This window comes from Photobacterium phosphoreum (assembly GCF_002954725.1).
Taxonomy (GTDB): domain Bacteria; phylum Pseudomonadota; class Gammaproteobacteria; order Enterobacterales; family Vibrionaceae; genus Photobacterium; species Photobacterium phosphoreum.
Genome location: NZ_MSCQ01000002.1, coordinates 197,599 through 218,264, shown reverse-complemented (window position 1 = coordinate 218,264; position 20,666 = coordinate 197,599). Strand labels below are relative to the sequence as shown.

General features: G+C 36.3%; 18 protein-coding genes and 1 pseudogene. 10 read left to right on the top strand and 9 right to left on the bottom strand.

Annotated elements, in window-relative coordinates; translation table 11 throughout:
* Positions 1–84: 84 nt before the first annotated feature.
* Positions 85–624, bottom strand: a complete 540-nt coding sequence (locus BTO21_RS13110) for a redoxin family protein (protein ID WP_045029964.1) — start codon at positions 622–624, stop codon at positions 85–87.
* Between the two features lie 198 nt (positions 625–822).
* Positions 823–1,266, bottom strand: a complete 444-nt coding sequence (locus tag BTO21_RS13105; protein WP_052672668.1) for a DUF6789 family protein — start codon at positions 1,264–1,266, stop codon at positions 823–825.
* A 968-nt stretch (positions 1,267–2,234) separates the two neighbouring features.
* Between BTO21_RS13105 and cyoA the strand changes: the two genes are divergently transcribed.
* The 8 genes from cyoA to BTO21_RS13065 are packed head-to-tail and all read left to right on the top strand — an operon-like array spanning position 2,235 to position 8,805.
* Positions 2,235–3,122, top strand: coding sequence for a ubiquinol oxidase subunit II (cyoA, locus tag BTO21_RS13100; RefSeq protein ID WP_045029965.1), 888 nt, complete (start codon positions 2,235–2,237; stop codon positions 3,120–3,122).
* Positions 3,112–5,199, top strand: coding sequence for a cytochrome o ubiquinol oxidase subunit I (cyoB, locus tag BTO21_RS13095; protein WP_045029967.1), 2,088 nt, complete (start codon positions 3,112–3,114; stop codon positions 5,197–5,199). The genes cyoA and cyoB overlap by 11 nt, the downstream gene beginning before the upstream one ends.
* Positions 5,200–5,214: 15 nt before the next feature.
* Positions 5,215–5,859: a cytochrome o ubiquinol oxidase subunit III gene (gene cyoC / locus BTO21_RS13090; RefSeq protein ID WP_045029968.1), complete on the top strand. Its 645-nt coding sequence runs from the start codon at positions 5,215–5,217 to the stop codon at positions 5,857–5,859.
* A complete protein-coding gene (gene cyoD / locus BTO21_RS13085) occupies positions 5,859–6,227 on the top strand; it encodes a cytochrome o ubiquinol oxidase subunit IV (RefSeq protein WP_045029970.1) in 369 nt (122 codons plus the stop codon). The genes cyoC and cyoD overlap by 1 nt, the downstream gene beginning before the upstream one ends.
* 13 nt (positions 6,228–6,240) lie before the next feature.
* Positions 6,241–7,158: a heme o synthase gene (gene cyoE / locus BTO21_RS13080; protein ID WP_045029971.1), complete on the top strand. Its 918-nt coding sequence runs from the start codon at positions 6,241–6,243 to the stop codon at positions 7,156–7,158.
* On the top strand, positions 7,155–7,775 hold the full coding sequence (locus BTO21_RS13075; RefSeq protein WP_045029973.1) for an SCO family protein: 621 nt from the start codon (positions 7,155–7,157) through the stop codon (positions 7,773–7,775). The genes cyoE and BTO21_RS13075 overlap by 4 nt, the downstream gene beginning before the upstream one ends.
* A gap of 12 nt (positions 7,776–7,787) precedes the next feature.
* Complete coding sequence (locus BTO21_RS13070; RefSeq protein WP_045029975.1) at positions 7,788–8,291, top strand: copper chaperone PCu(A)C; 504 nt, start codon at positions 7,788–7,790, stop codon at positions 8,289–8,291.
* Positions 8,292–8,304: 13 nt separating this feature from the next.
* Positions 8,305–8,805 (top strand): hypothetical protein, encoded by a 501-nt coding sequence (locus BTO21_RS13065; protein ID WP_045029977.1) that lies wholly within the window; start codon positions 8,305–8,307, stop codon positions 8,803–8,805.
* A gap of 151 nt (positions 8,806–8,956) precedes the next feature.
* On the opposite strand, the gene BTO21_RS13060 is transcribed toward BTO21_RS13065, so the two are convergent.
* Complete coding sequence (locus BTO21_RS13060; protein ID WP_045029979.1) at positions 8,957–9,238, bottom strand: HPF/RaiA family ribosome-associated protein; 282 nt, start codon at positions 9,236–9,238, stop codon at positions 8,957–8,959.
* 258 nt (positions 9,239–9,496) lie between these two features.
* Between BTO21_RS13060 and BTO21_RS13055 the strand changes: the two genes are divergently transcribed.
* Entirely contained in the window at positions 9,497–11,164 is a 1,668-nt protein-coding gene (locus BTO21_RS13055; RefSeq protein WP_045029981.1) for an RluA family pseudouridine synthase, read from the top strand.
* 59 nt (positions 11,165–11,223) lie between these two features.
* Here BTO21_RS13055 and BTO21_RS13050 read toward each other — a convergent pair whose 3' ends face one another.
* Genes BTO21_RS13050 through BTO21_RS13035 form a run of 4 tightly spaced genes read right to left on the bottom strand, consistent with a single transcriptional unit; the run spans position 11,224 to position 16,914 of the window.
* Positions 11,224–11,793, bottom strand: a complete 570-nt coding sequence (locus BTO21_RS13050; protein WP_045029982.1) for a condensin complex protein MksE — start codon at positions 11,791–11,793, stop codon at positions 11,224–11,226.
* A complete protein-coding gene (locus BTO21_RS13045) occupies positions 11,790–13,199 on the bottom strand; it encodes a hypothetical protein (RefSeq protein ID WP_105026849.1) in 1,410 nt (469 codons plus the stop codon). Before BTO21_RS13045 ends, BTO21_RS13050 begins: the two co-directional genes overlap by 4 nt.
* Positions 13,192–16,131 carry a sbcc family protein gene (locus tag BTO21_RS13040; protein WP_045029984.1) on the bottom strand — a complete coding sequence of 980 codons (2,940 nt, stop codon included), beginning with the start codon at positions 16,129–16,131 and terminating at the stop codon, positions 13,192–13,194. The genes BTO21_RS13045 and BTO21_RS13040 overlap by 8 nt, the downstream gene beginning before the upstream one ends.
* Positions 16,132–16,134: 3 nt before the next feature.
* On the bottom strand, positions 16,135–16,914 hold the full coding sequence (locus BTO21_RS13035) for a Wadjet anti-phage system protein JetD domain-containing protein (RefSeq protein WP_105026848.1): 780 nt from the start codon (positions 16,912–16,914) through the stop codon (positions 16,135–16,137).
* Between the two features lie 799 nt (positions 16,915–17,713).
* Here BTO21_RS13035 and BTO21_RS13030 point away from each other — a divergent pair.
* Positions 17,714–17,887: pseudogene (locus tag BTO21_RS13030) on the top strand (transposase); the annotation flags it as partial.
* Here the strand turns inward: BTO21_RS13030 and BTO21_RS13025 are convergent.
* Positions 17,885–18,526 (bottom strand): DapH/DapD/GlmU-related protein, encoded by a 642-nt coding sequence (locus BTO21_RS13025; RefSeq protein ID WP_045029986.1) that lies wholly within the window; start codon positions 18,524–18,526, stop codon positions 17,885–17,887. The pseudogene BTO21_RS13030 and the gene BTO21_RS13025 overlap by 3 nt on opposite strands.
* A gap of 4 nt (positions 18,527–18,530) precedes the next feature.
* Entirely contained in the window at positions 18,531–20,663 is a 2,133-nt protein-coding gene (locus tag BTO21_RS13020) for a peptidase domain-containing ABC transporter (RefSeq protein ID WP_105026847.1), read from the bottom strand.
* Positions 20,664–20,666 lie beyond the last annotated feature (3 nt).

Below are 20,666 nucleotides of genomic sequence, written 5' to 3'. Positions count from 1 at the left end.
ATCAAGATTTAGTAATATATCTATCCCCTTCTTTTGCTACCAATAGAAAAACACCAGCCTTTGCTGGGCTGGTGTTTTTTATTCTTAGTACTTAAACGTACCACGAATAGGATAGTTATTGTCTGGATTACGAATCCATCCAATACCATTTACTAATGATTCTAATTCTGGTCGAACAAATGGATTATTTGATAGATCAACAATTTGTAAGCCACCGTTTTCATTAATGACAAATAATGCTGGCTCAGCGAAATTATGATCTGTTTCTTGCTCTGAACGTGGAATCGAAATATATAATCCCAATGTTTGCATTTGTTGTTCAGTTAAACCATAAGCAATAGGGAAACTGATCGTTAATTTTTCAATATGTTCTTCTAACTGTTGTTTTGAGTCCGCAGAAACAGCAATAATTTCAACACCCGAATCTAACAACTTTTGTTTATAGCTTTCTAATTCATTAAGGTATTTTGTACACAATGGACAATGTTTACCTCGATAAACAAATACAGCCTGCCATGTTGCATTACTTTGTGGCTTGCCTAAAGCAACAGAAGTACCATCAAGTAATGTTACTTGTGTTGCTGGGAATAGATCACCCGCATTAAGTTTTATTGAAGTTGTCATATTGAACCCTCGTTAGAGATCATTAATATATACACTATTTCTTTTTAATAAACATGTTTATCTATGTAAAATAAAGCTCGATTTTATTAAACATGAGTACTAAGAACAAAAAGAACACTTTAATGTTTATAAGAAAAAAGGAATAACTAGATAAATTGTTATTAATAAAAGATATAGTATTAATAACAATTATAGTTATTATTTAATTGCTTTTTTAGGCGTACCAACAACCAATCCTAGAATAAGACCGAAAACCATATGCCCCATCAAAGCAACCATTGACATAGGAACGCTATTAAAAAACAAGCCTTTACCCGCCATTGGCATAACAACGGTCATCGCAATAAGGTAAATTGGAATTAAAAATATAATACCACGTAACCAACCTGGGCCTGGTAGATATTTATACCCAACAAGTAAATAACCAATAGGGAATATAATTGAACCGACCATGAAGTGCATCATCAAACCGACACTATCAGATGTACCCAGCATATTAGCAATAATAGCGGCAACATTCATCGAATGTCCAATAAGGTGTGGTGCAATAAATTTACCCATTAAAGTAAAAGCTAACGTACCAAGGAAACCACCAATAAAAGCTTTAATTACATTACTTGCACTAAAAATATTATTAGACATATTGACTCCACTATTATGTTAATTGTCATCTGACTCGATGAGTATAATGATTTATTTAAATTGAAGCTCTATTAAATCAGGCATAAAAATAACACTAATTTGATTGATAAGATTTCATAAATAGGATTTTGAAAAACAAATATAAACGTTTAATCTCTAAAAATCTATCAATGTAAAATATACAACGTCATCTCTATTTATTAGCTACCTCTTAAACTTCACTTATTAATATATTAATAAATAAGTTAATGGTTTAATAACACCACAATTATTCTTTATTATTTCTGATTAGTTAGCTGGAAATATTCATTGGCAGCCATCCTTAATAACAACATCCAGATCAAATACCGTTACATTCGTCATATGATTATCATGATTTGTATTTTGAATAAGACCCCAACATCGATTAGCACAGCCAATTTTGACTATAATAGATCTACATCTATTCTATTCTCTACTCTATTTAACCTTTTCGATAAATTGAACTAAACAGTTCAGTGTAATTTAAACCTAAAACGACTCCCCGTCAATAAATTTAAACTAAACAGTTCATTTTAGGTTGTCTCTTTAATTTTTGATTGCTTTTTAACCGCTCAAAAAACAACTTCGCTCATAATCATAAAATTTATTCTTAAAAGTATAACCTACGTTCAGTTTTTAACATTTTTAATACATTTAAGTAAAATAAGCATTTTATTACTTGCTTAAATTGATCAAGAATAGAGTAATAAAATTTACAATACAGTAGCAAATTAGCCATTTAACATACAAAAGATAACAATAAAATAGCTTTTCGATGCTTTTTATTACTTAAATACAATTAAATATTATATCTCAGAGTGTTATTTTTCATTATTTGAAATGATACGATAACAACAAACTTACAAACATTAGATAACAAAATAATTCTTATCCAGTAACAGTTACTACTTTGATTTGTTATGAGTAATCAAGTTCAAGGAGGAAAAATGAAAATAATCCGCAGTAAGAAGAAGATAATCATTCTCCTTACACTACTTTCAACATTACTTTTGGTGGCTCTATTCGCCAGTAGCAACATGGTGCTCTTTGACTCTAAAGGCGTCATTGGTGAAGCCCAGTCATCATTAATCATTACATCAGTACTCTTGATGGCTATCATCATCGTACCTGTTTTGTTCATGACCATTTATTTCCCGTATAAATACCGTCATAGCAACAAGAAAGCTGAATACGCACCAGAATGGGAACATTCGACCAAAATAGAAATCATTGTGTGGACAGTACCTTGCCTGATCGTTCTCGCATTAGGTTGGATCACCTATCAAACTTCTTACTCACTCGATCCAAGAAAAGAGATTGTTTCCGATAAAGAACCATTAATCATTCAAGTCGTCGCAATGAATTGGAAATGGCTGTTTATTTACCCAGAACAACAGATCGCGACAGTCAATGAAATTGCTCTACCCGTTAACCGCCCCGTTAAATTCTTAGTCACTTCAGATACCGCCATGAATTCATTTTTTATTCCACAGCTAGGTAGCCAAGTCTATGCAATGGCTGGTATGGAAAACCGTTTAAACCTCATGGCACAAGAAGAAGGATCTTATCGAGGGATTTCAGCCAATTACAGTGGCTACGGCTTCGCCAACATGCGATTTAAGGCCCACGCAGTGAACGATGTTGATTTTGACCAATGGATCAAAAAAGTCAAAGCCTCTGAGCAAGTTCTAAATAACAACACTTACGATCAATTGACAGCTAATGCTAAAGAGCAAATTACTGCACCACATCCAGTAACCTATTTTGCCTCTGTCGCACCGCTGAAATTTAAAGACATTATTGAGAAGCACGCAGGAGTCCAAAATGGCCTATAAAGGAGATGTATACGCCGAAGTGGATCCAATTTTCGGCAAATTAAATTGGGATGTTATCCCTTTTACCGATCCCGTTGTTTTCCCCGTTATGATGGCGGTTGTGCTGGGTGGATTAGCACTGTTTGGTTTGATTACTTATCAAAAGAAATGGCATTACTTATGGAGCGAATGGTTTACTTCTGTCGATCATAAAAAAATAGGTATTATGTACATCATCGTATCAATGGTGATGCTAGTACGTGGTTTTTCTGATGCGATATTAATGCGTTCTCAACAAGCGGCTTCAACTATTGATGCCAGCTATCTGCCACCAGAACACTACGACCAAGTCTTTACTGCCCATGGCGTGATCATGATTTTCTTCGTTGCGATGCCATTCGTGGTAGGTTTAATGAATATTATTGTGCCGTTGCAGATAGGTGCTCGTGATGTTGCCTTCCCTTTTTTAAACTCCCTGAGTTTTTGGCTCTTCGTTGTCGGCGTTATTCTTATTAACATGTCCCTTTTTGTTGGTGAATTTGCTGCCACTGGTTGGTTAGCCTACCCACCACTTTCAGGTATGGATGCCAATCCTTGGGTTGGGGTTGATTATTGGTTATGGTCACTGCAAATATCAGGTATTGGTACACTACTAACGGGCATTAACTTTGTTGTTACCATCCTTCGTATGCGCGCACCTGGCATGAAAATGATGCAAATGCCGGTATTTACATGGACATCACTGTGTGCCAACGCACTGATTGTTCTTGCCTTCCCTATTTTGACAGTCACTCTGACGCTGCTGACTCTCGATCGTTACGTCGGTACCCATTTCTTTACCACTGATATGGGTGGTAACCAAATGATGTACGTCAACCTGATTTGGGCATGGGGTCACCCTGAAGTTTATATTCTAGTATTACCTGCTTTTGGTATTTTTTCCGAAATCACCGCTACGTTCTCACGTAAACGTTTATTTGGTTACACCTCATTAGTGTGGGCAACAATGGTGATTATGGTGTTGTCATTTATCGTATGGTTGCATCACTTCTTTACCATGGGGGCAGGTGCAAGTGTCAACGCCTTCTTCGGTATTGCAACCATGATTATCTCAATTCCAACTGGGGTTAAGATCTTCAACTGGTTATTTACCATGTATAAAGGCCGAGTCGAGTTCAGTGCCAGTATGTGGTGGACGATTGCATTTCTGATCACATTTACGATTGGTGGTATGACTGGCGTAATGCTGGCGATACCTGCGGCTAACTTTGTGCTGCATAACAGCCTCTTCGTTATTGCCCACTTCCATAACGTGATTATTGGTGGTGCACTATTTGGTTACTTTGCTGGCCTGACTTATTGGTTCCCTAAAGCAACAGGATTCACCCTTGATGAACGCCTAGGCAAGATCTCATGTGCGCTTTGGACTGTCGGTTTCTTCGTCGCCTTTATGCCTGTCTATGTTCTTGGTTTTAACGGCATGACACGTCGTCTTAATGTGGCAGATAATCCAGAATGGGCACCTTACTTATGGGTGGCTGCATTTGGTGTATGCATTGTTGCTGCGGGTATTGCGGTTCAGTTCTACCAAATTTACGTCAGTATTCGTGATCGTAAGAAAAATGTAGATCTTACTGGCGACCCATGGAATGGCCGTACTCTGGAATGGGCAACATCGTCACCTCCTCCATTCTATAACTTTGCTTTGTTACCAGAGATTCATGATCGTGATGAACATCATTATGCGAAAGAGCATGGTTTAGCTTACCAAAAGCCTGAACGTTATAAGCGCATTCATATGCCAAAAAATACGTGGGCAGGTGTGGTTATCAGTATGTTCTCATTAATGTTTGGCTTTGCTTTCATCTGGCATATTTGGTGGATGGTGATTGCTGGTGCAGTCGGCATGATTGCATCTTGGATCGTTTACAGCTTCCAACGCAATAAAGATTACTACGTTGAAGTATCTGAAGTTGAAGCCATTGAAAGTAAACATCTTACAAAAGCACGTGGTGAGAAGACATTTGAAAACGAAGATGGTGAAGATGATGATGATTTCGATCCATCAGGTCTAAAACCAGCAGACTCAATGGCATAAGGGACGAGAGCAGTTATGACTACAGACGTAAAAGATACACTTAACCTTACTGTCCCTGCTCAGTCTAATGACGGTCATGATCTCGATGATCATGACCATCACGACTATGCTGGTGATACCATTTTTGGCTTTTGGATTTATATCCTCAGTGACTGTTTATTATTCGGTACATTATTTGCCGTTTATGCCGTTTACTCCAACAGCTTTGCTGGCTTAATTGAGCCTAAAGAGCTATTTAATTTAAGCTTTGTATTAGCAGAAACGGCGTTACTACTGTTCAGTAGTTTTACCTTTGGCATGGCAATGTTAAAGGCTAATCATGAAGACATGAAAGGCATGCTCAAGTGGTTAGGCATTACCTTCATGCTTGGATTCTCTTTCTTAATCATGGAACTGTATGAGTTCTATCATTTCAGTAATGAAGGAGCAACGTTCCATAGCAGCGCATACTGGTCAGCATTTTATGGTCTGGTGGCGACTCACGGACTGCACGTATTTGCAGGTTTGGTATGGATGATCGTGTTGTTCTTCCACTTTAAACGTGATGGATTTTCAGCAGAAAACAAAACACGCTTAGCCTGTTTAAGCCTGTTCTGGCACTTCCTCGATATTATTTGGATCTGTGTGTTCAGTGTTGTTTACTTAATGGGAGTATTGTAATGGGCAATTCAACTAACCAACACTCAACTGACCAACATTTAGCTGAACATGGTCAAGGTGGTCAAGCACACGGCAGTGTAAAAGAATATGTTCGAGGGCTAGTGTTCTCAATTATTTTGACCATTGTTCCTTTCGCTATGGTTATGGCAGGTGTCGGTTCAACCCAATTCATTATTGGTGTGATCATGGTCTTTGCCGTAGCACAGATCCTAGTACAGCTGGTGTTCTTCCTACACATGAACACCTCATCAGAACAAATGTGGAATACGTCATCTGCCGTATTCGTGGTCGTCATTGTTTCTATTATTCTTATTGGTTCGTTGTGGATCATGGATCACTTAAACCACAACATGCTAATGGGTCATTGATCAGGGATGTTCTATGATTAAACCTTATCTGAAACTTACTAAACCGGGCATCATCGGTGGCAACTTAGTTGCCGCCGTGGGTGGCGTACTGCTTGCTTCTCAAGGCAATATTAATTGGTTACTACTACTCGCGGTATGCGTTGGTACAACCTTAATTGTAGCCTCTGGTTGTGTGTTCAATAATGTCATCGATATTGATATCGACAAGTTAATGAAACGTACCTGTGAACGTGAGTTGGTCAAAAAAGTCGTACCTGTATCACATGCATTAATGTGGGCGAGCACATTATGCCTTGCGGGATTTTTTACCCTTTATCAATATACATCTTTAGTTGCTTTTCAATTTGGTGTGCTTGGATTTGTGGTTTATGTTGGTTTTTACAGCCTGTACTTCAAACGTAAATCTGTTCACGGCACTTTAATCGGTGGCTTATCTGGCGCATGTCCACCTGTTATTGGTTATTGTGCGGTTACTGGTCAGTTTGATACAGGCGCTGCGATATTGTTCATCACTTTTTGTTTATGGCAAATTCCACACTCTTATGCGATTGCGATCTACCGTTTCGAAGATTATAAATCAGCATCGATTCCAGTCTTACCTGTTGAGATCGGTATTGCGCGTGCACGTTACCATATCATCGGTTACATCATTGCCTTTGCAATGGCAGCACTCACTTTAACTTATCTCGGTTACGCTGGCAGTTGGTATGCATTAGGGATGGGATTAGTCAGCTTACACTGGCTTTATATTGCGAAAGTCGGTTATCAAAAAGTCCCAGATGCACAATGGGGTAAGAAAATGCTGTTAAGCTCTATTTTTAACATCATGGTATTTTGCACCTTGATATCACTGGATTTTTCATCTGAAAGTCTTGACGAAAACTATCAAGTTAATGCACTTCCAGCTGTAATAATGGAGCCGCATTCATGACCAAAAATCCAACTAAAATAGTGCTTCTGTTTGGAGCACTGTTTCTTGCCACATTAATGGGCGGCTATATCTACAACACCACCACACCAATAGGCGAAAACGTTAAGCCACTTAAAGATCTTGGGGGCCCATTTGAGCTTAATAGTTTAAATGGCACTGTCAGCCTTGAGCAATATAAAGGCAATATCGTTGTGCTTTATTTTGGCTTTCTTAACTGCGCTGAAGTCTGTCCTTCATCAATGGGAGTGTTATCGACAGCTTTGTCGCGCTTATCACCACAAACTTATAACCATGTACGCGGGTTGTTCATTAGTGTTGATCCTGAACGTGATGATTTAGAATCCTTAAATCAATTCGCCAAATATTTTGATGACCACGTTGTTGGCATAACAGGTACAAAACAACAAATTGATGCACTCACCAAACAATATGGGGTCTATTTTGACATTGTTGATATGGAATCATCGGAATTAAGCTACACCGTTGATCACTCTTCACGTTTCTACATTATTGATGAAACAGGCACATTAGTTGGTGCGATGAGCCATAACACAACCCCGATTGAGCTTGCTGCTGGTATTGAGCGTATCTACGCCAAATCAATTGCTAAACAATAGGAGATATAAACAATGAAAAAAAATTCTTTGTGGTTAGCATTATTACTTAGCTGTTTTCAATCAGCGGCTTTTGCAACAGATATGGATCATGGCGACCATCAACCATCAACCCAACATGGTTATAGTAATATTCAGAAAATAAACGCTGAATTAACCATTGAAAATGCCACTGCGAAAGCCACGATTCCCGGAACTAAAGTCAGCTCTGGTTACATGAAAATCATCAATAAGAGTGATAAAGCGATCACCCTCACCGGCGCAACCAGCGTTATTGCTAAGCATACCGAGTTTCATCGTATGTTTATGCGTGATAGTCAAATGGCGATGCGTAAAGTAGATGCTCTTGAAATTCCCGCAAAAGACAGTGTTACGCTTGCAAGCAATGGCTATCACCTAATGTTTATGGGGGTTAAAAGTGCCCTTAAAGCTGATCAAGTAATTACTGTTAGCATGCAGCAAGCTAATGGTGAACACTTTGATGTGCAGTTGTTAGTGATGCCACTGAAAAAGCATTGATCGGAGAACTCACATGAAATGTGCACCGCTTTTTATTATTGGAGCCTGTCTATTACCAAGTATGTTTATTGCACCAGCAACAGCAAAAACATCAATGGACAGTATACTAAAGAGTCAATCGATCCCTTGTTCAAGCGAATTAATACAACTTGCTGAGGTAACATTGAAAACCAACCCACACCGTATATTGTCTTACAACGATAAGTCTGATGAGATTCATCTTTTCAATGCACTCGCAGTAACCAGTTATCGAGATCGTGATAGCCATGTTAGCTTTCATGGTGTAAAAAATACCGCAGGTCGCTGTGATACTTCAGTCACTGAAAGTTATGTATTACAAACATCGTGTTCTGATGCTCGTCACGAAGCATTCAGTAAGTGGGATTTTCAAGGTAAATTGAATGAACGAACCTATGTGCTCAACAGTAAACGAATTAAAGGCAAACAAGCTTTTTTAACCGATCAATTGCCGAATATTTGTTTAATCACCACCCGACAAGTGATCAGCAATTAATATTATTGTTATTATTAATGGGTATAGTCACAATTGTTACTCTACCCTTTTTTATTTCTCATCAATAAAAACAATCTCGTATTATAAACAACAGCAAATAAAAAAGGCTCTAAATAAGAGCCTTCTCATTACAACAATAAACAATACTCTATTATTGATGTGCTGCTTTCTTTTCAATTACTTTTTCAAAATGGAAGAATGCTTCTTTAATACACTCATCAATATTTACATTATGAGCTTTAGCACTTACTTTATTAAATTCTTCTGTATCCATTTTTAAATCAACAGCATAACCTGTATCTTCTTTAATGATATCAACATGAATATGTTTAAATTCAGGATCAATAACCATCATTTTTTCAATATAATCTGCAACTAATGATTTAATTGAATCAGTTAATTCCATATGTTCACATTTGATTTTTAAGCTCATGATACACCTCAGTAATTATCTTAAATATCTGTAACAAACAATAATCCTAAAACGTAACAATGTCTCTATCATAAAAAAGTAATATTAATACTCAAAATTTGATACTTATCATAATTAACTAAAACATGTCCCTTTTAAATATAAAAAGTATCTAACCTATTTTCCTTAAATGCCTTCCAAAACAGTTACCGTTAGCTTACTCGAATTTACGTATTGGAAATGCTAGAATCACTGCCCCTGTTCGCAATAGATAACATCATGCATTCATCTAACAACACCTTTACCCGCTTCATCACTGCGATTGATACGCTACCATTACCTGAGCGCTTTACTTTTCCATTTTGCTACACACCACATCCATTATGTGTGTTAGCCGCTCAAGAATTACAACAACATATCGCAACCCAAAATCAGTGGCAGCATAATTTTGGTTTGGACAATGATGATGCGATTGGTCATATGTTTGGGGTTTTATTAGTTCAAAACCAGCAGGGTGAGATCGGTTATTTATCTGCATTTTCAGGAAAGATTGCCAATCTTGCACACCTAGCGCATTTTGTTCCCCCCGTGTTTGATGATCAAAATATCGATCCTGCGATCAAGGGTCATCAAGCATTGATTGATGACGTTAGCACTAAAATAACCGCGATTGAATCCAAGCCAAGCTACATTATATTGCAACATCAATACCAGACAGCCCAAGATCAAGCAGAGTTAGCCTCTGAATCATTTCGGTTACAAATGATAGAGCAACGTAAACAGCGTAAATTACAACGCACAGCTGCCGAGCAAAGTAACGATAGCGAATTTATGACCCAAGAATTCCATCGTTTAGCCCGTGAAAGTGCATTTGATAAGCATCAACAAAAAGCAATTCGCCAGCAATGGACACAAACACTCACCGATATTAGCGAGCAATTACAAGCTGATACCGATGCGCTTACCCTACTAAAAGCAGAATATAAAACCGTTACGGCATTATTACAACAACACCGTTACGCGCAATATCAATTCTTAAATCAAGCTGGTGAAACAAAAGATCTCAATGCGTTGTTTATTGATCAAACGCCACCACAAGGTGCTGGAGATTGTGCAGCAGTCAAATTGCTACAGTATGCTTTTAAGCAGGATCTAACACCGTTAGCGATGGCTAAATTTTGGTGGGGAGCATCTCCACCAGCACACATTCGCAAACATAAATACTTTTATGAAGCGTGCAAAAACAAATGCGAACCGATTTTACAGCATATGCTAGCTGGACTAGACATTGATGCTAACCCGTTATTACAAAACCCAGCCGAAGGCAAAGAACTAGAAATTGTTTATCAAGATGATGCGATGATTGTTATCAATAAACCCGCAGAGTTTCTATCAGTCCCAGGCAAAACCATCACCGATTCAGTTTACAGCCGTATGCAAACGATGTTCCCTGACAGTGATAGCCCTCTGATCGTACATCGTTTAGATATGTCGACATCAGGATTGATCGTAATTGCATTAACCAAAGACGCTCACAAAGCCTTGCAAAAACAGTTTATTAACCGCACCGCAGAAAAGCGTTACGTGGCATTACTCGATGGTATTGCGGAGCAAGATCACGGTGAGATTAACTTACCAATGCGGGTTGATTTAGACGATCGCCCACGCCAGTTAGTCTGTTACGAATACGGCAAACCCGCACTCACAAAATGGCAGGTTCTCGAACGTAAAGACGGTAAAACCAAGGTTTATTATTACCCGAAAACAGGCCGAACTCACCAACTACGCATTCACTCAGCCCACCAAAACGGTATGAATATGCCGATTGTCGGTGATGACTTATACGGTCAAAAATCAAACCGCTTACATCTGCATGCCCAATATCTTGGCCTAACCCACCCTGTCACTGGCGAGCCAATGGTGTTTGAAGTTGATGCCGATTTTTAAGTCAGGTTAAATGGGATGAATCTAAAAAGCTAACAGCGATGTTAGCTTTTTGATTGTTTTTATAATGATTCTTCTGAATATTTTTCAACATGTCGATTTAAGAAATACACGCCAGCAGAACTTAAAATGTAATGTTTATCACCACAAAGATAAAGAAAGTTACGATCCATTAAATACGTCATCGCTTTATCCCACGTTTCGATTCCTAATGCTTTTCTTATATCGTTATAAATCGCTTGATCTGCAATATCATCTAACGCCGATCGATTCAGGCCAATAACTGGCGTTGCCAAATCATCAAGATCAAAACCTTTATCTACCCAATATCGAGCAATCATAAGCAGAATAGCTTGGATTTTAGTCGCGTTCGTATCAGCATCCTCTTCTACTTCACTACGACTAATATAGAAAAACTCACCCTCAACATTAAAATTCAGATAATAACCAATATGTTGATATAATTGAGTAAAATGGTCTAAATTATTAAACAATTCAGTATAAAGCGTATTTTCAATAAACGACTGCTGATAAATATCATAAAATTGCTTAGTAATAACCTTGCCATTGACAAAAGTAGCATAAATCTTCTGGCTTTTTAGCATATTAATTTGTGAAAAAGAAACAGTCATAAAATTACTCTCTCGGTTCTGATTTTTCTATATAAATAGATGATTTCATCTTGTGCAAGACGATTTCGCATATTGGTTGTTTTTAACTTATGGCCATCTAACATGTCATGATTACATAGTAAAAAATTAAGGCCCTCGAGCAAATCAATGAAGTGATAATCTGTTATGTTGTCACTTAATCTTCGATGTAAAGCAAACGTTAGATCTTGATATTCAGACATTTTCATCTGTTTAACTAAATCAAAGATTTGCTCCGCACGAGCGAGTCGACATTCTGTTGAATCATCTTTTGAACTTACTAACTGAGCGTAACGATGTTGTTTAAGTACGCCCAGATCAGCTACTCGAGCCTCAATATCACTAATAACGTTATTTAAATAAGCCTCTGAGCGGCTAATACGTAAAACTTTTGGCCTTGCTTGCTGCATTAACCCCATAAATGAGCCATTATTTCGAGCAAATTCGCTATCAATTAAACTACGCTTAAGATTTTGTTGGGTGGCATCAAGAGCGCATGTTAATTCACCAAATGCAGCCTCAATAGCATTAAACTGTCTAAGGCGCTTTTTAGATCGCGCTAAAAATTGATCAACAGAATGGGAAACTTTACTCATTTGTGAATGAAAACTATTAAACGTTATCTCATACCTCAACATTGCCAACGCACGTTGATGATCTTGATGCCGTTCAAACAGCCGACGAAACATTTGTAAGCATTCAAATAGATTTCGCCCATCTTGTAGCCGACTTTTTTCATCTAAAAACTGTCGAGTTGGTAATATATGTCGCGATAATAAACGAGATATCTTACCGATTGATTCTTGTTGTAGTAAGGCAAAAACGTGAGGATTATCCGTTTTTGCAGCATGCTCACTTGCATCACTAAGCTCTTGATTAATTTCTTGCATTTTCACTAAATTGAGACGAATACTATTAAGTAACTCACTTAAACGACGAAATAGCTCATCCATCAGTTCTTTATAATCTAGATCAGTATCACTAAATAATAGAGCCTCTGATTCTAATTGAGAAAGTAAAAGCCTTACCCCGACTAATTGGACCTTAAGCGCTACATCAGTTAGATCTTGAAATAAACTTCGATCAAAAAGTCGAAAAACACCAATAACAGAACGATCAAAAATCAATCGGCTTTCACCACCAAACTCATCTTTATCTACTAAAATATGAGCAGCTAATAAATTCTCTGTTGAGAATGCAGTACTAAGCTGTTTACGCTTATCTTTCCCAACATTTTGTATATGACGATGAAGACAACTTATAAATCTCGCTTCTCGAATATAAGGTTCACCCTCTTCATCCATCTCGCGAATCACATCGCGCATGATCGTATGGTGTTCTAACATAATAGAAAATGTTGGAATCGTCAGTAATCTTTGATCACTCATCAGCCTCTCCAAACATATCTAACTGTTCTCTATCAAGTAAGCTCCCTTTTGAGTAAAAACAATCTGGCATACCAGTAAAAGCAATCGTTCGAGCTGGGTGATAAGGTGTTGCAGTACGCATAGCATCTAAACGAAAATGTTGACCAAATTTGAAAATAATCTCACTTGATGCTGAGTTGGTCGATGCACTTAATACTCGAAATCCAGCCAGCTTCAAATTAGGCAATAACCAATCAAACTGCGAACTATCAACAGAAGCCCCTTCGTCGATAATTAATGGGAAATGCGTCATACAGGCACTATTTCGCAATCTTCCTAATAAAATTTCAACTAATTTAAGATTTATCAGCATAATGGTAGAAGTCGATTGTGATTTACTTTCCCATCCATTTTGCCCCTGCTTTATCACACGATAAGCAACGCCTGACACGATCTGCTCCATTGTTAATAACGCCGCTTTACCATCAGGAAAGAATTTTTGACTAAACGCTTTTAAGCGCTCAATAAATTGTTCAGATGCTTTTTGATCTGAATGCGTATCCAAATGTTCTATTTCAGCAACAAGATCATTAAATCTTGGCTCTACTTTAATTGATGCTTCAACCTGAATCAGATCATTAATAGACACGCCAGAAAATGCGCGATTAATACTTTGCTCAAACTGTCGTACCATTTCGCGATTATTTTTCAACTCATTAATGATGCTATGAATAGAATGTTTATGCTCTATAAAGTGTTTACGCAAAATATCAAATTCATCATCCAAACCTTGATATCGAGATTGCAATTGTCCAAAAGCATGAGCTAATACATCCTCAGCAACAAAAGAATGCATAATCTTATCGTCATTTTCTAAGACTTGTTCGCGAACAAAATCATGGATTCTCTCAGTAACCTCTGTTCTAGCTGCATATTTTTTACGTAAATTATCACTATACTTATGCAATACCTCTTCCGTTAACGCTAAAGTTAGATTTGGCATTACTGAAAAATTTCGAGTAGGTAAATTATGTGCTTCAAGCAATGAATGAGCGGAAGATTGGTACTCTTTTAATTGGGAAAAATGCATATTTAATTGCGTTACTTTTTCTTGTTGTAACGCGAGTTTCTGTTTTTCTTCATTAACTACTTGCTGTTGACTTTGCTGTTGCTGTATTAATTTTTGTTGCTTATTTTCTAATATTTCTAGCTCGCTACACACTTCTTTTAACTGCTGACGACATGACGTAAATGCCATCAATAACTCAATGTCAGCTTCAGTACGTTTAATTTCAGTTGTCAATGTAGAAATTGTGCGAATCTGTTCAATACGACTTTCTTTATCTATCGCGATAATATTATTTGCTTGCCGTTGTTTAATTTGTAATTGTTCGCGTACTTTATTTAACCGTATTTGATCAGATTCACGTTGATCAACCGTAATAGCATTAAGTTTTACACCAAAGAGATCAAAACCATCTTGATGAGAAACCATAAGATCAGTAAAAGCAATGATCTTTTCAATCTCAGATGATGTTAATTCTCGATTTGGATTAGCTTCTGCAACTTCTATATTTATAGCGGAAAATTTTAACCATACCGGTTCAGCTAATTGATTAAAAAGCTTATATTGTTGATTATCTATCGACGTTTGATAACACAACTCTCGCTCTTTAAGCTGCGCTATTTCTTTATTGAGGTTTAATAACTCATCTTGACGTTTCTGTACATCTTGCTTGAATTCTAATTCCTGCTGTTTATCCGCTAGATGCTCTCGATGCCCAACTATAATAGACTCAATAGTTTCACTTTCATTATATTGGTTAATAACAAGTTGAGTTTTCTGTAATTTATCATCAAGCTGCTTTTGCAGGCGTTCTAATTGATTCCTCGAACCATGAAGCTCTTGTTGTTGTTTTTGGGTTTGCAAAATATCATGGTTAAGCGTTTTAACACGACCTTCTATCGATTGCCGTAATGTATCTTCAATACCAAGATCAACATGTTCTTTACTAATACGATCTTGTAGCATCATCGCATACTGCATAAGATCATCTTCAGCACTTTTATTTAAAATGAGCGATTCATAACTGGCTACCAATTTATCAAAATTAGGCTTTAAGCTATGAATATGTTTAAGTAAACGTTCACTGCGAGATAAATTATTATTATGCTCAATAAAAGCATCAATATCGAAATTAAGTGTATCTTTGCGTTCTTTTTTCTGTGATTCAATAATATTGGCAACAGCCAATCTAACCGTGTCAGATCCGGTTTTCATATCAAACAATAATCGAACCAGCGCTCGAAATGCACCAACATTAGCATCATCAGTTTCTTTTAGTGGAAATAAACAAAAGCGCATAGCATCAATATCAAGCAATTGATTAGCGTATATCACTTCTTTAATCGCTGTTGCGCGCATCAATGTCTTAAAATATTTGTCCTCACGCTTAAGGAATGCTTGTACTTTTGCTGGGCTTAAACCATCGACGCGCCCACCAATACCATCATCGCCACTATTATCATTCCAAAATAAATGACGAATTTGGCCATAACGTAAAGAAGTAAACATCCGTCGATAATCAAACTTTTCAGAACTACCGCGATAGAGGATCTGACAGTGAGGTAAAGGCCCCCCTAAATAGTTATCACACTCAAGAATTAAAAAGCTGCTATTACTAGGAAAATAATGTTCAAAACTTTCATCATCAGAATAGAATTTTCCTTCTTTATCAGCAAAGCCAAATTTCTTTTTGGAATTTTTAAAATTTTCTTCTGGCAATAAAAATAACCGAATAGCATTCAACAACGATGTTTTGCCAATATTACCACCTCCAATGAGTATGCCCCCATCTCGAAGATCTATCTCAGTAATAGCAACACCAGCAGAATCCACCGCGACGAAACGAGAAATACTGATCAACAAATTATCAATAGCATCATTTTGCATAATTTAATCCTGAAAAAATACCGGAAGTAACGCTTCTTGTTCTAAAAAAGCACGGGTTTGATTCATAATGTCTGCTTCTTGAGATAGACCCAAATCACGAGCAAGCTGAATTGCTTTAGCTAATTGAGCTGCATTTTTAGGGGGTAACTTAAATTGTTGTCTATAAGTAGCCCAATCATTAGGTGCTAACCAAGAACATTGAGGAAGTGTTTTTCTTAAAGTTTGAAAAATAGTTAAACCGCCAAGGTCAAGATCTTGAGCGCAATAAATAACATCATAAGTTGCAAGAAAATTCCTATTTAACCCATGACAAATCTGATTGCCGGCACCCAATAATATATCACAGTCATCAGCATAGTTAGGCACACCAATAGCAGCTAAAAAATCCTGATAGCGATAGAAATTTTCCTGATTTTCAATAATAACAGCCTGTTTACCTATCAGTTCTCCTGCACATTTAAATCCAGAGTGAGTTGATAGAACAACAAAAGGAATTTGAGATTCACAGTATTGATTTAGCACTAAAATATGTGAAAAACTGGTCGTGAAATCATGCGATGAACCTTGATAGGCTGCCTCAACTCGATCTTGTGCAATCGTTTTATAAAGTGCTTGATGTTTCTCGGCATCAATAATATCTAAAAGATAACCACCACGAACTCGCTCAGCCTGATAAATATCGCGCCATTGTTGAGGATCTGAAAAAGGCAAATAAGTAATAAAGCACTCTAACTTTATTACCTTTCCTTGTTCAATTTTTTGTAAATATTGATTTAGCCTCATACTAATTATCCATCATTTCGAAGAGATAATGATGCTACTAATTCTTATACATTTACGCGAACACATAACATAGTGTTCGTGATCTAACACCAAAATTTCAATACTCTTCTATAATACTAAATACAAGTAACTTGTTCCCGCACCATCTCCGCAACCATCAACCATCAACCATCAATATCTCATTTGCATTCAAGTTATAATACAGTTTTAACCCTTAAATCCCCTACATCTAATAATATTGGAAACAGATCTATTCTCATCATTTATGATAACCCAATCAGTATCAAATAAAACATTTAATAAAAAGTAGTTAGATTAACTATTTTTCCTAATACTAACTTTCAAAAAAAACAATTATAAATAATAAAATATATCAACCAAAATGATATTAAATAAACATAATTAAAATCATTCTTATTTTCTCTAATGAAAACACTCGAGAGAATAATTGATAAAGGAAGTGTAATAATTCCTAAAAAATTCATTTTAATATTAAAATTGTTTTTACAGTATGGACACTTTATTTTCCCATTAATTGATTTTAAACGCATTGATAAAGAAATTGTTTTATTTTTACAAACAGGACATATTTCCATCATTTTAAATGAATATGACATTGTGACATATCATATTCTTCCTCCGTTTTTATCTCGTCTTATTATTTATTACAACTTAGAGTAGCCTAAACCAGCTGCAGCACCCCAGCCAGTACCAAAACCAATTACAGCACACCTACATATTGTCTTGTCTGTCTGTAATATTGCCCACCAGACTGCCAACCATTTCCTTGACCACTTCATATCCTCAAATATCAAGGTCATGGATAAATAATTGGGAGAATTTAAATACGTTTTTCAGACACCTAAAGGATATCAAAAAAGCAATTTATACAACGAACGCTATTGAGTCACTGAATAGTGTTATTCATAAAGCGATTAAAAACAGAAAAGTATTTCCAGAGTCAAATTCACTATTGGATCAATAAACGCTTAACTATACAAGGATTCCCCACAGCTACACAGTCATCAGGAATATCTTTACTTACTACACTACCTGCACCAATTACAGATCTTTTACCTATAGAAACACCTGGTAATACAATAACGCCATAACCTAACCATGCATCATCCCCAATATAAACAGGTGATATTTTTAATCGTTCCCATTCATCAGAATCCCCCCGTCGTTCAATTGCATGTCCACTACAATCCATAATAACCACATTAGGACCAAAGATAACTCTGTCACCAATATCGACTAAATTATATGAACAGATAGATGTTCCTTGGAGAACGCATTTTTTCCCTATTCTAATTCGACCAAACTTTTCATCTCTTAATGCAACACATGTCAATTTAGTTGGACCAGAAGGAAAGGCTGGAAGCTCTGTTGATTCAATATAACAACCAGAATCAATATCTATTGTATTTGTTTTGATATCTAAATTTGAAATCACACCAGAGCCATTTACTTGTGTCATCGTAATAGATGGACAACCCGAAAAACTAACCCAAAAGTTAGCGTTAAAATATTGAGCATATCGTTCCATCACTTGTATATCTGTTAATTTTGAATCATTTTTTGAACACAGTATTCTCTTTGAAATATACATAAAGTCACCCTACTCTAAATGTATTAGGTACTTCCTTTATTGAACCATCATGTAATAAAAATACTCTATCAGCAGATGCAATAGTTTCTGGTCGGTGAGCAATCATAATAATAGGGATCCCTATATCTCTGAAAGTCTGACAAACAAGTGATTCTGTATAAATATCTAAACTACTTGTTGCTTCATCTAATATCAATAATTCTGGTTTTTTATATAATGCTCGGGCAATGAGTATTCTTTGTTTTTGACCTCCAGATAAACTCGCCCCCATTTCGCCAATTAAAGTATGATATCCCATGTTCAATCGATCAATATCATCATGTACACCTGCTTTTCGAGCGCATTCAACTAACCATTCTTCATCTAATTCCGAACCAAAAAAAGTAATATTTTCAATTATTGAACCGCTAAATAATTGATCATCTTGAAGTACAGCACCAATACGTCCTCGGATCTCTTTTATTGATAAATTGGAATTTCCAAAAAAACGGATACAACCTTTTGTCGGTTTATAAATACCAAGTAATAATTTAGATATTGTCGATTTTCCACATCCAGAGGAGCCGATCAAAGCAACGATCTCCCCATGCTTTACGTTAAATGAAGCGTTATTCAATAAAAGTGGTTCATTTATGCCATAAGAAAATGAAACGTCACAAAAATCAATCAAATAAATATCATCACCGTCTGGTTTATATTTAGTTGATGCAATTATATCATCATTGTTTACTTCTTTCTGATTAAGAACAATATCTGCCAGTCTCTCGTTATAAACAGAAAGCATTTTATATTCAAAATATTTATCTATTAATGAACTAATACTTCCTGAAAAACGTCCTTGATATGATAGAAAAGCAACAAGCATCCCAATTGTAAATTGTCCGCTTAGAACCAACTTTGCACCAAACCAAAGCACTGCTGCTGAAACCAAACTAATAGTAGTTATATTTATCGTGTTATATATCATCCCTAACTTTAATTCATATAACTGTGCATTTCGTCTATTAATATTTAAATTTTTCCATGCTGATTCTCGCCATGGTAATGTTCCATTAACTCGAAGACTTAATACTCCACGTACTGTTTCTATAAAGTAACTTTCCTCTTTAGTATTGGCTTCCCACGTATTTTCTTCTGCTCTTTTAAATGTATCAAACCATGCAAAACGTAATATCACATAAATACCAGCAGCAATAATCGCTATCACCGAAAGTAATGGACTATATAAAAACATCACTGTTAATGTACCTACGACCAAAACAACATCAAGCAATGCTTGAATGAGACTGGTTGTTAACGTATTTTGAATAACATTCACAGCTGAAAATTTTGCACTAATACTACCAATATCACGTTTTTCAAACCAATCTATAGGTAAACGAAATAGATGATGAAAAACATTTGCTGTCCATTGCATATTAAAATTAACTGACAGTGTTATCGTTGCCCACTCCTTCGCTAAACCTATTAATGTTTGAGTTGCTGTAATAAGAAGTATAGCGAGTATAATCAATACCAATAAATTTTCATCATAACCTACTAAGACCTCATCAATAACGATTTGATTTAGCATCGGAAGTAATAGAGAAAGAACTTCTAACACTAAAGCAAATCCAAAAATATTTATTAATGAAGATTTTAAACCTACTGTTTTACCAATAAGCTCGAATAGCCTTATTTTTTCTTTCTCATCTGTTTTTTTAAACTCATGTGTAGGTGTTAACTCAAGAGCAATACCAGTAAAATGCTTGTTCACATCAGCAAGCGTTAAATTAACGGCACCATTTGCAGGATCATGAATAACAGCCTTATTTCCTTTTACAGATTTAAGAACAACAAAATGATTTAAATTCCAGTGCAAAATACAAGGTGTACTCAACTGATGCAATTCATCTAAATCAAGTCTCACCGCTCTACCTGAAAGTTTTAAAAGCTCAGCACACTCAATAAGACGAGTAAATGACATTCCATGCTGTGTAATACCAAACTTTGATCTCAAATTCCTTAAACTTATTTTATAACCATGCCAATCAGCGATCATTGCCAGACAAGCAACACCACATTCTGCGCTTTCAGTTTGGCGCACTAAAGAAAGTTTATTTCCCCATCCCCAATCCAATTCATTTCTTATTTCCATGAA

What these genes read in the sequence shown, in the direction of transcription:
- BTO21_RS13075 (WP_045029973.1), top strand. Translation starts at nt 7,155, where the DNA reads ATGACCAAAAATCCAACTAAAATAGTGCTTCTGTTTGGAGCACTGTTT.
- BTO21_RS13050 (WP_045029982.1), bottom strand. Translation starts at nt 11,793, where the DNA reads ATGACTGTTTCTTTTTCACAAATTAATATGCTAAAAAGCCAGAAGATT.
- BTO21_RS13065 (WP_045029977.1), top strand. Translation starts at nt 8,305, where the DNA reads ATGAAATGTGCACCGCTTTTTATTATTGGAGCCTGTCTATTACCAAGT.
- BTO21_RS13110 (WP_045029964.1), bottom strand. Translation starts at nt 624, where the DNA reads ATGACAACTTCAATAAAACTTAATGCGGGTGATCTATTCCCAGCAACA.
- BTO21_RS13025 (WP_045029986.1), bottom strand. Translation starts at nt 18,526, where the DNA reads ATGTATATTTCAAAGAGAATACTGTGTTCAAAAAATGATTCAAAATTA.
- BTO21_RS13070 (WP_045029975.1), top strand. Translation starts at nt 7,788, where the DNA reads ATGAAAAAAAATTCTTTGTGGTTAGCATTATTACTTAGCTGTTTTCAA.
- BTO21_RS13055 (WP_045029981.1), top strand. Translation starts at nt 9,497, where the DNA reads ATGCATTCATCTAACAACACCTTTACCCGCTTCATCACTGCGATTGAT.
- cyoB (WP_045029967.1), top strand. Translation starts at nt 3,112, where the DNA reads ATGGCCTATAAAGGAGATGTATACGCCGAAGTGGATCCAATTTTCGGC.
- BTO21_RS13105 (WP_052672668.1), bottom strand. Translation starts at nt 1,266, where the DNA reads ATGTCTAATAATATTTTTAGTGCAAGTAATGTAATTAAAGCTTTTATT.
- BTO21_RS13020 (WP_105026847.1), bottom strand. Translation starts at nt 20,663, where the DNA reads ATGGAAATAAGAAATGAATTGGATTGGGGATGGGGAAATAAACTTTCT.
- cyoE (WP_045029971.1), top strand. Translation starts at nt 6,241, where the DNA reads ATGATTAAACCTTATCTGAAACTTACTAAACCGGGCATCATCGGTGGC.
- BTO21_RS13045 (WP_105026849.1), bottom strand. Translation starts at nt 13,199, where the DNA reads ATGAGTGATCAAAGATTACTGACGATTCCAACATTTTCTATTATGTTA.
- BTO21_RS13060 (WP_045029979.1), bottom strand. Translation starts at nt 9,238, where the DNA reads ATGAGCTTAAAAATCAAATGTGAACATATGGAATTAACTGATTCAATT.
- BTO21_RS13035 (WP_105026848.1), bottom strand. Translation starts at nt 16,914, where the DNA reads ATGAGGCTAAATCAATATTTACAAAAAATTGAACAAGGAAAGGTAATA.
- cyoC (WP_045029968.1), top strand. Translation starts at nt 5,215, where the DNA reads ATGACTACAGACGTAAAAGATACACTTAACCTTACTGTCCCTGCTCAG.
- BTO21_RS13040 (WP_045029984.1), bottom strand. Translation starts at nt 16,131, where the DNA reads ATGCAAAATGATGCTATTGATAATTTGTTGATCAGTATTTCTCGTTTC.
- cyoA (WP_045029965.1), top strand. Translation starts at nt 2,235, where the DNA reads ATGAAAATAATCCGCAGTAAGAAGAAGATAATCATTCTCCTTACACTA.
- cyoD (WP_045029970.1), top strand. Translation starts at nt 5,859, where the DNA reads ATGGGCAATTCAACTAACCAACACTCAACTGACCAACATTTAGCTGAA.